10 protein-coding genes and 4 pseudogenes are annotated in these 9,109 nt (G+C 56.8%); 8 read left to right on the top strand and 6 right to left on the bottom strand.

Annotated elements, in window-relative coordinates:
* Positions 1 to 109 precede the first annotated feature (109 nt).
* Positions 110 to 281, top strand: a pseudogene (locus AF337_RS42210) (IS66 family transposase); the annotation flags it as partial.
* A 26-nt stretch (positions 282 to 307) separates the two neighbouring features.
* On the opposite strand, the gene AF337_RS14740 reads toward AF337_RS42210, so the two are convergent.
* The 3 genes and pseudogenes from AF337_RS14740 to AF337_RS46300 form a co-directional block, all read right to left on the bottom strand.
* Positions 308 to 805, bottom strand: a complete 498-nt coding sequence (locus AF337_RS14740) for a helix-turn-helix domain-containing protein (protein WP_225880307.1) — start codon at positions 803 to 805, stop codon at positions 308 to 310.
* Positions 806 to 903: 98 nt separating this feature from the next.
* Entirely contained in the window at positions 904 to 1,362 is a 459-nt protein-coding gene (locus AF337_RS14735) for a hypothetical protein (protein WP_032984995.1), read from the bottom strand.
* Between the two features lie 136 nt (positions 1,363 to 1,498).
* A pseudogene (locus AF337_RS46300) lies at positions 1,499 to 1,573 on the bottom strand (DUF5372 family protein); the annotation flags it as partial.
* On the opposite strand from AF337_RS46300, the gene AF337_RS44415 reads away from it, so the two are divergent.
* On the top strand, positions 1,538 to 1,804 hold the full coding sequence (locus AF337_RS44415) for a hypothetical protein (protein WP_185185231.1): 267 nt from the start codon (positions 1,538 to 1,540) through the stop codon (positions 1,802 to 1,804). The pseudogene AF337_RS46300 and the gene AF337_RS44415 overlap by 36 nt on opposite strands.
* 787 nt (positions 1,805 to 2,591) lie before the next feature.
* Here the strand turns inward: AF337_RS44415 and AF337_RS40435 are convergent.
* Positions 2,592 to 2,768: a DUF3606 domain-containing protein gene (locus AF337_RS40435; protein WP_004668584.1), complete on the bottom strand. Its 177-nt coding sequence runs from the start codon at positions 2,766 to 2,768 to the stop codon at positions 2,592 to 2,594.
* A 474-nt stretch (positions 2,769 to 3,242) separates the two neighbouring features.
* On the opposite strand from AF337_RS40435, the gene AF337_RS40430 reads away from it, so the two are divergent.
* Both AF337_RS40430 and AF337_RS42205 read left to right on the top strand, forming a co-directional pair.
* Positions 3,243 to 3,437: a hypothetical protein gene (locus AF337_RS40430; protein WP_010068053.1), complete on the top strand. Its 195-nt coding sequence runs from the start codon at positions 3,243 to 3,245 to the stop codon at positions 3,435 to 3,437.
* 58 nt (positions 3,438 to 3,495) lie between these two features.
* Positions 3,496 to 3,606 (top strand): annotated as a pseudogene (locus tag AF337_RS42205) (IS630 family transposase); the annotation flags it as partial.
* A gap of 209 nt (positions 3,607 to 3,815) precedes the next feature.
* Here the strand turns inward: AF337_RS42205 and AF337_RS45405 are convergent.
* Together AF337_RS45405 and AF337_RS14720 are read right to left on the bottom strand one after the other, a co-directional pair.
* A pseudogene (locus AF337_RS45405) lies at positions 3,816 to 3,993 on the bottom strand (IS630 family transposase); the annotation flags it as partial.
* Between the two features lie 173 nt (positions 3,994 to 4,166).
* The gene (locus AF337_RS14720; protein WP_010066917.1) at positions 4,167 to 5,078 is read right to left on the bottom strand and encodes a LysR family transcriptional regulator; all 912 of its coding nucleotides are present in this window, start codon (positions 5,076 to 5,078) and stop codon (positions 4,167 to 4,169) included.
* 241 nt (positions 5,079 to 5,319) lie between these two features.
* On the opposite strand from AF337_RS14720, the gene AF337_RS14715 reads away from it, so the two are divergent.
* The 4 genes from AF337_RS14715 (at position 5,320) to AF337_RS14700 (ending at position 8,956) form a co-directional block, all read left to right on the top strand.
* Complete coding sequence (locus tag AF337_RS14715) at positions 5,320 to 5,985, top strand: ABC transporter permease subunit (protein ID WP_029875813.1); 666 nt, start codon at positions 5,320 to 5,322, stop codon at positions 5,983 to 5,985.
* Positions 5,986 to 5,989: 4 nt separating this feature from the next.
* Entirely contained in the window at positions 5,990 to 6,739 is a 750-nt protein-coding gene (locus AF337_RS14710) for an ABC transporter permease (protein WP_049732622.1), read from the top strand.
* 57 nt (positions 6,740 to 6,796) lie between these two features.
* Positions 6,797 to 7,639 (top strand): transporter substrate-binding domain-containing protein, encoded by an 843-nt coding sequence (locus AF337_RS14705; RefSeq protein ID WP_012489510.1) that lies wholly within the window; start codon positions 6,797 to 6,799, stop codon positions 7,637 to 7,639.
* An 81-nt stretch (positions 7,640 to 7,720) separates the two neighbouring features.
* Positions 7,721 to 8,956: a CapA family protein gene (locus AF337_RS14700; RefSeq protein ID WP_012489509.1), complete on the top strand. Its 1,236-nt coding sequence runs from the start codon at positions 7,721 to 7,723 to the stop codon at positions 8,954 to 8,956.
* Positions 8,957 to 9,109: the final 153 nt, after the last annotated feature.

Genomic DNA, 9,109 nt, shown 5'->3' with positions numbered 1-9,109 from the left:
CGGATGCCCGACATTTGCGAGAAATGTCGACGGTTGCGCTGGGGACAAGGGAATTCACGTGGACTTCAAATCGCGCCAAGGATCATGTGCCTGTTCGTGGCTAAGGGGCGTTACCCGGAAAATCAAAACTCGCGGAGCTCTCCGCTATTCCATATCGCGCCGCGATATCTTCGAGCGCTTCCTGAAAGACGGCCGCGTCGAAGTGGACTCCACATGTTGAGCGGGCAATCAAGCCCCAGGCGTTAAGAAAAAATAGCCTGTTTGCTGAAGGTGACGAGGGCGCGACATACTCCTCATCTGATGATGTCTATAAAAGAGGATTTTGAACCGGATCCTGAGATATCGGACGCCGGGATCGCCTGGCATCGGCTTCGCGGCGCACGGTTTCGTGTTGAAGGTCGGAAAGCTGGATGATCCACGGCGCTCCGGTGCATAACTGGCGAGCGGGAAGGACACCGCTGCTGACCATCCGGTAGGCGGTAGCTCGACTCACCTTTAGAATGTCGGCGGCCTCGTCGAGGGTTCTCTCACCGCGTTCGGCCCGTTCACCTTCTCGATAGACGGAGATGCCGTGGATGTTGCGAAGACTGCAGACGTGGCTTCGCGTCCAGCTGGCGCCATGCCCTGTCCGCTTGCCGGATCGATTCAAGATCGCTGCGATCGACAAATCGGGCAACTGCCTCGCCAAGTTGCGAACGAGATCGACAACATCAGCCTTAACTGCCCAGCGGGTCTGGCCGATCTTGTTTTTCTTCCCCGTCATCCGGGTGTGATCGCCACCCTGCCAATGAATGACGAGCGCCAATGTGTCGTCAACGGTATCGACAATGATTTCTTTGATCAGCAGCCGAATGATCTTTTCGCGTGTCTCGATAGACGCGTCGGGACCTGTCCCATGCCTTACTATAGATCGCTACCGAGCATCATCAATCTTGTACGGTCGTCGGCCGATAAAGCAGGCGTGTTACGGTCGGTCGAGAGCATCTCGAACTGGACCTCGAGATCACGCAATAGGATCAGCTTCTCATTCCAGCGCCGCTCCAGTTCGCCGGCGACCAACCGATTGCCCGGATCGACAGCATCATACTGGCGGGGCGCCCTGGCAGCCTCGTATTGTGCTTGCTTGATTAAGTTCTCGAGTTGCTGTTGATTGTCGCTATGACGCTGCGTGTGCGCCTCCATTGCCCGCAAGGCCGCCTCGATTCCCAGAGGTTGCAATCGCTCGAGCACCTCCTGCGCCACGGCCCGATCGACCCGCATGCCGCCGAACCCGATACAGTTGCCGACCGCCATGGCGCCGAACGTGCCGCGACAAACATATCGCTGCGTATTGCCGCCTTTCCCGGAGTATTGAATGTGCAATCGGCGACCGCAGCGACCGCAACGGAATAGTCAGGCAACAAAGCTTGGCGCGCAGTTCAACGAGTTTGGTTGCCGAAAGGCGCGGCGCAGCTACGATCTCGATCGAACTTGCCGCAGGATCAAACATCCATGCCGGAATTTGAAATGAACCACCGTGTGCCAGAATGAGCAGATAGTGAACGCCTTCGTGCTCATGGCTGCCGGTTACCAAGACGGTTTGGTCAACCAGTGGATGGAAGGGATAGGTGACCCTTGCTTCAAACGTCGGAAATCCGGCATTATGAACCCGGCTCGGAAGGCGGCGGCAGGACTTGGGCGACGATCGCGACGCTGCTTCAAACTGCATTTTGCCGCGCGCGGCAAAAGCACGTTTATACTGACCAGCAAACTATGCCGATTAACCGACTTTGCCAACGTTTCCGGCACCATAGCAGCCGCCTAGTCGGCATAGCTTAGGGTCTCTCCGTCGCCAAGGAGAGGACACATGAACGCAACTCAGGATCGCATCGCCCTATGCAGGAAGCTAGTCTACAGTCCACATCGGGACGACGATGCACGTGGCACTCGCTAAGCCTGTTTCGGGATCTGATCGACTGGCATGTCGGCAATGGAATACTCCGCAGGATTTAAGCGAGGTTCAGGTCGACCGCTTCCCTGAGCATCGTTTCAAACACTGGAGACCCGACTCGGGCGATTGATCGGCGCTCCGCCGCTCGCCTTTGGCGTTACGGGAGAATGGCTAATACCGACCGCGCTTCCTATTCAGCGCAGTGAGCACGAGAAGATCGACGATGCTGGCCGGTCCCAAAAACGGGATGGCAGCTTCTAGAAGTCGATTGAACGGACCGGTCGGGACCGGCGTCCGCACGCGGTGCCCCACGGTCTGTGGGCCTCTGAATTCTGTTCTGCAGGTAAAGTCAGCCGACGCCGTCGCGTATCGCGACTTTGGAGCTCGTTGGGTTCGCTCGCCAGCCCCTTCCTCATGCGATGCGGCTCCGCCCCTTGCAAGAAACGCTCCGGCGTCCCAATACTTTTGGCTTTGCTCGACGGCGCTGTATCCCGCAGCTTCGATAGCCTTGCTCCGAAACGCTTCCTGCGGGGTCGTCAACTCCTGCAGTCAGGCGCCTTCCGCCGCTGCGTTATGATCCGTCGGAGCCAGACTTTCAGCGGCTGTTTCCGCCGCTGACTTTATGGCTGCGGACCCTCACGGTTGAACTCTCCAACCCGGATTAGTGCCGGTCGAGTTCGGCTTCGACCTTCTTGCGACTGTTGCCTACGTTCTTCACGGTCTTCTTCACCGCTTCCTTGGAAATGCCTTCCTTCCGGGCTTCGTACTTCACCTCGTGATCCTGACCACCTGCGACGCGAGCACGATCCTGGCTGCGGGCTTTGGATGTGGTTGCCATGGTGAGATCCTCCTAATGTCGGTCCTTACGAACGGGCGCCGATTCAATAAGTTCCGGCCTCCGTTATGGTGAGGCGCGCTTCGGCGATGTCGCGGACGCGCTGCACATGGCCTCGGGCGAGATGGTTCACTTCGACGATGAGATCGCGCAAGGCATATCTGCGACCGCAGTTAATCAGTAGCGGACAATTCTTCCCAGGCAGTTGGTACGGCTCGTCGTGTGCCTATGAGCAAACCCATGGATTGATTGTCATAGAAAGCAGGACTAGAACAACAGCGCTAATGCAGGAGCGCTCGGCATCCGAACGCAGAACAAGATCGCGGCGGAAGCCACGCAAGAGCGTCGTCTGCGAAGAGAAACCAAGCGGCTCGGCAGGTTGCGGCTAACCTCTGACCGAGTCGGCACCACGAAGGAGCCAACCCATCGGGGACAGATCCCCCTCAGCCGCTACATCAACGTGATTTGGAGTTTGGAATGGATCAATTTGCTACCGCCGACAACACCTCCGCAGCCGCTCGTCGCCGCGAAGCCAGGATTGCGAAGGGCTACAGCCTTGAGGACCTGGCCATCGCCACCGGACTTACGGTCGAGGAAATCGCAGCGGCCGAGGAACCCCTTCAGATCGTGCCTCAGCACCACCTCGAGCGCATTGAGCATGTGATCTCATAGCTTCCGTCGCCACCGGCACGCGGTCCCGGTTTAGGGGCCGCAGTCAACCACGGAGGGCGCGGAACGAAAGATCGATGCTCTATGGGACGTCCTAGGCGCATTGATGCTCCGCTTCACGCCGACAGAATGCGCAAACTACTTCAGGGCTGCTGGATATGAGCCGGATTGAACAGGATTTGCTCTAGTCGATATTGCGTCCAATTGAAGTGTCATCCGCCATTTTAAGATAACTGCAGAATCACTTAAAGAGAACATGGCACCAATGATCGCACAAACAACCGGTCCGCTTCTGCCAACCGACGCAGTTCCGATTGTCGCGATGTTCTTCTACGATATGGCGCAACTATCTGCTCGGTGGCTTAGGTAAGCCACCGCCGTTCGCGGCTTGTGGCTACTCATCCTGCCGGGCTGCGCTGTCCGTCGCGTCACGCGCCGCACCCAATCGATCGCGATGCTGATGCCAATGCGGAAGCGCTTGGACGCCGCCCGGCACCACACCCCTCCTGTATCACCGCTTCTACAACTTCTCGCGGTTATTCGAAACAGGTCTCGCCATCCAGCTCAGCCTCCTGACCGGCCAGAAGGATGAATCTGATTTGCGTCATAGGGAATCCTTCTCACGGGTCTACCTAAAATCATCCCGCTCTAAGCTTACGCGCACAACTCGCGGTTCAGCATGAACTCGCAACATCTGTTTTACGGTGCGAGGGTCATACCTCGATGCGATCGTCAAGCAGCCCGATCTGTCAAAGCCGCGACTATCTCTTCCAATGCAAATCTTAGGCTATCACTCAGCTTTCGATCTTTTGACCAAACGACGACGTAGTGATATATTGCCCCTGGATGAAATCGGCGGAACGCGACGCCGAAGTCAGCATATTCTCTCGCGATGATCTCGTTCGTAATCGAAACGCCGATCCCTGCCATAACATAGCCAATGTCGTGGCCATTGGCGTCATATTCCACGGCGATGTCAGGAGCGGTTCCCATATATCGAAGGGCATTGACGCTCATTTGGTGAGAGGCAAATTGCGGGTCGATATCAATGATCGCCTCACCGGCAAGATCTTCGGCAGTGACAAGCTGCTGTGCCGCAAATCGGTGGTTGACCGGAAAAAGACATACGTTGGTGGCCGAGCCGACCGGCACCCAATCAAGAATGCGCTCATCAATAGGCAATCGGGAGATGCCAAGATCCGAGCGGCCGTTTAACACATGATCTGCAATCTGCTCATACGTGCCTGTTTTCACCTGAACGGCGTAAGAGCGGCTTCTCTCCCGAATCCTTTTGACCACTTTCGGCAAGGTCGCGAAGGAAAAAGTGCTTGGCGCCGCGATGCCGATCATTCGCGTATCGTTGTTCCGCAGGAAGTCGATTGACGGTCCGATCCGATCAAGTCCGGCAAACGCCGCGTCGATTGTGCGTAGAAATTCCCATGCCTTGACGGTGGGGATCAACCTGTTGTTTTCCCGGCGGAAGAGCGCGAAGCCGACAGTCTCCTCTAGCTGCTTGATGTTTTGGCTGACCGCCGGCTGGGTTATTCGCAACATCTGCGCTGCGAGCCTTTCCGAGCCGGCGCGCATAACCTCCCGCAATATTTGAAGGTGGCGGATCTTCACTCCGGAGTCGGTGATTTCCATGGCCGGGAATCTCAATCGTGGTCGAGCGACGCGCCTCATAAGTTGCGCTTATTAAAACTTCCTGAATCTTATAAATTGACGGCGGCAAGTCAAAGTATATTTTTGACGTACGCCAAACTTAGAGCGCTGGTTAAGCTAATAAATCCAATCTACCCTCGGTTAAATCTCGGCAAGCTCTTAGTATATGTCGGGAGAATACCTTTCCGATTTCGGTGCGCTCGCAAGATATTGGAGACTTGCATTGTACGCATTTGTAGATCAATTTTTATCTGGATTGAAGAACACACTTTTAGTGTTTGCCTTGAGCTGCGCTTTCGGGACCCTATTAGGTTTGCTTATTGCCGTTCTCCGCAACTCGACCCGCAAGTCGGTTTCATCGTGCATGCGGGCCTACACGGGCATCATCCGGGGTGTTCCGGAACTTCTGATCATCCTCCTAACGTATTTCGGCGGAACCGCCCTTTTGAGCGCGATTGCCGGTGGCTACATCGAGATTAATGCATTTGCGGCCGGTGTCGCGGCACTGACCGTCGTGTTCAGTGGGTACGCCGCGGAAATATTCCGTGGTGCGATCAACGCGGTTGCACCAGGCCAACGAGAGGCTGCAGCAGCGCTCGGGCTTTCGAACTCGCAGATTTGGTTTCTGATCATCATTCCCCAGATGATCCCGATCGCTCTGCCGGCATTCTGTAACCTCTGCATCTCCTTGATAAAGGATACATCGCTGATTTCCGTCGTCGGGCTGACGGATGTCATGCGCGTCGCCTATATAGGCGCAGGCTCACTGCGCGCTCCACTCCCCTTCTATCTCGCAGCGTCTGCAATCTACCTCGCCCTCACAAGCCTGTCCCTTCTTTCGTTCCGGTTATTGGAGCGCCGCTATTCGCTCCCGGCGATGAAAGGTTGAGGCAATGAGCATGACCATCGCGCTTGAAGCGTTTCTCACCCTTCCCCGCGGCCTTCTTCTCACTCTGGTTCTGACATTCGCATCGCTTGCCGCAGGCTTCGCCGTCTCGGTCCCGCTCGCCTTCCTACGGGCATCATCAAATCCGTGGGCTTCCGCGCCCGTGCTGGCATATACCTATGCGTTCCGCGGCACGCCACTTCTGGTTCAGCTTTTCCTGATTTACTATGGGATTGGCCAGCTTCGCCTCGTCCGCCAAAGCTTTCTATGGGCCGTGATGCGAGAGCCGTTCTGGTGCGCCTTCATTGCTTTCACCCTGAACAGCGCCGCCCATACGACAGAAGTTCTGCGCGGCGGGATCCAGGCGGTCCCGCGTGGGCAGATTGAAGCGGCCAAAGCCTTGGGCCTTTCCCGTTTCCACACTGCCCGTCTTATCGTGTTCCCTTTGACCCTCAGGATCGCTCTTCCCGCCTATGCAAATGAGGTGGTTGGAATGCTGAAGGCAAGCTCCCTTGCAAGCACCATCACGCTGCTTGAGGTGACCGGGCTCGCCCGACAGCTGGTGTCGGAGACATTCGCCCCATACGAGGTCTTCATTGCCGCGGGGGCTTTCTATCTGCTGCTTACCCTCTTGATCACGCAAGGTTTCCAGATGCTGGAGACGCGTTGGACGCCGACGGCAAACCGTCCACCGCCGACGCAACCTGTACCTCGAAGAGCGAACGGAAAGCCGCCTCTCGCCTCGGCTGAAACTTGACGCCAGCCCACATCCCGGACGCCAACAATCAAACTCAGCAATGAAAGGAACATCGTCGTGAAACGAACACTTCTGCTTGCCCTGTCTCTTGTCGTCTGCGCCAACAACGCGGGAGCAATGGACAGGAAGACACTGACAATCGCCTCTGAAGGTGCTTCGCCGCCCTGGAATGCCATCACCCCCCAAGGGGAGCTCGCCGGCTTTGACATCGACGTCGGCCGCGATCTTTGCCGGAGGATGAAGTTCGAGTGCACTTTCGTGCCTCAGGACTGGGACGGAATCATACCGGCGCTCACCGTTGGAAAGTTCGATGCCATCATGTCGGGGATGGCGATAACTGAGAAGCGGAAGAAATCGATCGCTTTTTCCAAGCCCTACGCCGGAGGTTTCAACCAACTCGTCATACGCAAAGATCTCGATCTTCCGCCCACGGATACGTCGGCCGAGCTCGACCTCACAACTATCGACCCTGAAAAGCAGGCAAAGATTGAGGAGCTTCGAGCCGCTCTCAACGGCAGAACTCTAGGCGTATTGCGATCATCGAATTCGGAAGCGGTGCTCAATGAACTGTTCGGAAAGGTCGCGACGATCAGGAGCTACGATTCCCAGGACAACATGCATCTCGATCTCGTAGCTGAGCGCATCGATGGCGGCCTTGCCGACTATTTCACCTGGAAAGCCTTCCTCGACAGCACGGATGGCGGGATTGCAACGCTCTACGGCCCGCGGCTCTCCGGTGGCCTGTGGGGCCCGGGTGTCGGCGTCGGGCTTCGGCAAGACGACGGCGAACTGGTTGCGGCATTCGATAGCGCCATCGAGGCCGCCACGAGCGACGGAACCCTGAAGCGGCTGAGCGAGCAATGGTTCAAGATCGATGTTTCGCCGCAGACATCGAACTAGACACTGGCTCTACGACACGCATTTCCCCCGAAGCCATAGCGCGTGAGCAGTCGGCAGTCCCAAAGATCGAAGGTAAACCATATGTCCGCACCCTTTTCCATTGCTGTCACCGGCCAGTCGCTCATCCGTCATGATCTTCGAGCGATCGGCGATCCACGGCTCGCTGAGATCGCCGAGATCCTCAAAGCAAGCGATGTTGCCTTCACCAATCTCGAGACGACTATCTATGGTCGTCATGGTGGATGGCCGCTCAAAGGCAGCTATTTCGGCGCTGCAGCGCCGGATGTCTTGGCCGCGTTGAAGGAGCTCGGTTTCAATAGCCTGGCTCTGGCGAACAACCATGCTTTCGATCTTGGACCGCCGGGGATCCTCTCGACGCTGGAGGAGGTTGCGGCACACAATTTCCTGCATGCCGGCATCGGCCACAACAAGCATCACGCTTCCACGGCACAGAAAATGACGTTCGGATCCCGAAATGTTGCGCTGATTGCCATGGACGCTGGGCCAGGCCCGTCTTTCATGTACGCTGAGGACGCAACTGAGGGCAGGATAGCAAGGCCCGGCATCAATAGGCTGAAGGTCTCCAGGGTATTCGACCTGGAAACGGGAACATTCAACCTGCTTCGCTCCATTCAAGAGCGTCTTCTAAGTTCGCCCTTGGAGCGCGCGAACTATGCCCAGCCGGAGAATCCGCCTGATCTTCATGGCCAAGACGAAATTGATTTCTATGGAACCGTGTTTCGCAGATCAGATGAGACGGCTCGCCGCATCGTCGTGGACCGGCACAGCGCCTGGGCTCACCTTTCGGCGATCGCGGAAGAAGCGGGCCGCGACACACTCGTCATCGTGTATTTGCATCATCACCATTGGGAGCCGAACTGGCAGCAAGTCCCCGCCTGGGTGCGAGAATTTGCGCACGATTGCGTGAACGCGGGCGCAGGCCTCTTTGTCAGCCATGGCGCTCCGGTCCTTCAAGCGGTCGAGATATATCGGAATACGCCAATTTTCTACGGCCTTGGCAACTTCCTCTTCCATACGGAAAAGGACGAACAGGAATGGAGCCCGCCGGAGGTGTGGAGAAGCGTCATCGCGACCTGCAATTTTGAATCTAGCGGACGGCTGGAGAATATCCGCTTGCGCCCGATTGTGATCGGGGGAACCGAGGCATTATCCAATCCTGCACGCGATCGCCTCCCCTTCCCTGTGCTTGCCGATGGCAGAACGGCGGCAGATATCCTTGACGATCTTGCCGACCGCAGTACCGGTTTTGGCACTGTGCTTGACCGAGAGAAGAACGTCGGCCAGATCGTTTTTTAGATGCGGAATAAACCTGCAGTGCGCGACGAGAACTTTACGAACCGCTGACCAATTTGCGGCCGCGCTCTTGTTGGTCTTTTCATGGGGAAACGTCCTTGTGTTCTTCCATCTCTTCATCGACAATCGAGCTGACGAGGGCAACGACCCGGCTGC

This window comes from Rhizobium ecuadorense (genome assembly GCF_001187535.1).
Classification (GTDB): domain Bacteria; phylum Pseudomonadota; class Alphaproteobacteria; order Rhizobiales; family Rhizobiaceae; genus Rhizobium; species Rhizobium ecuadorense.
Note: the sequence above shows the minus strand (reverse complement) of the source record. Positions and strands in the feature narration are given on the sequence as shown.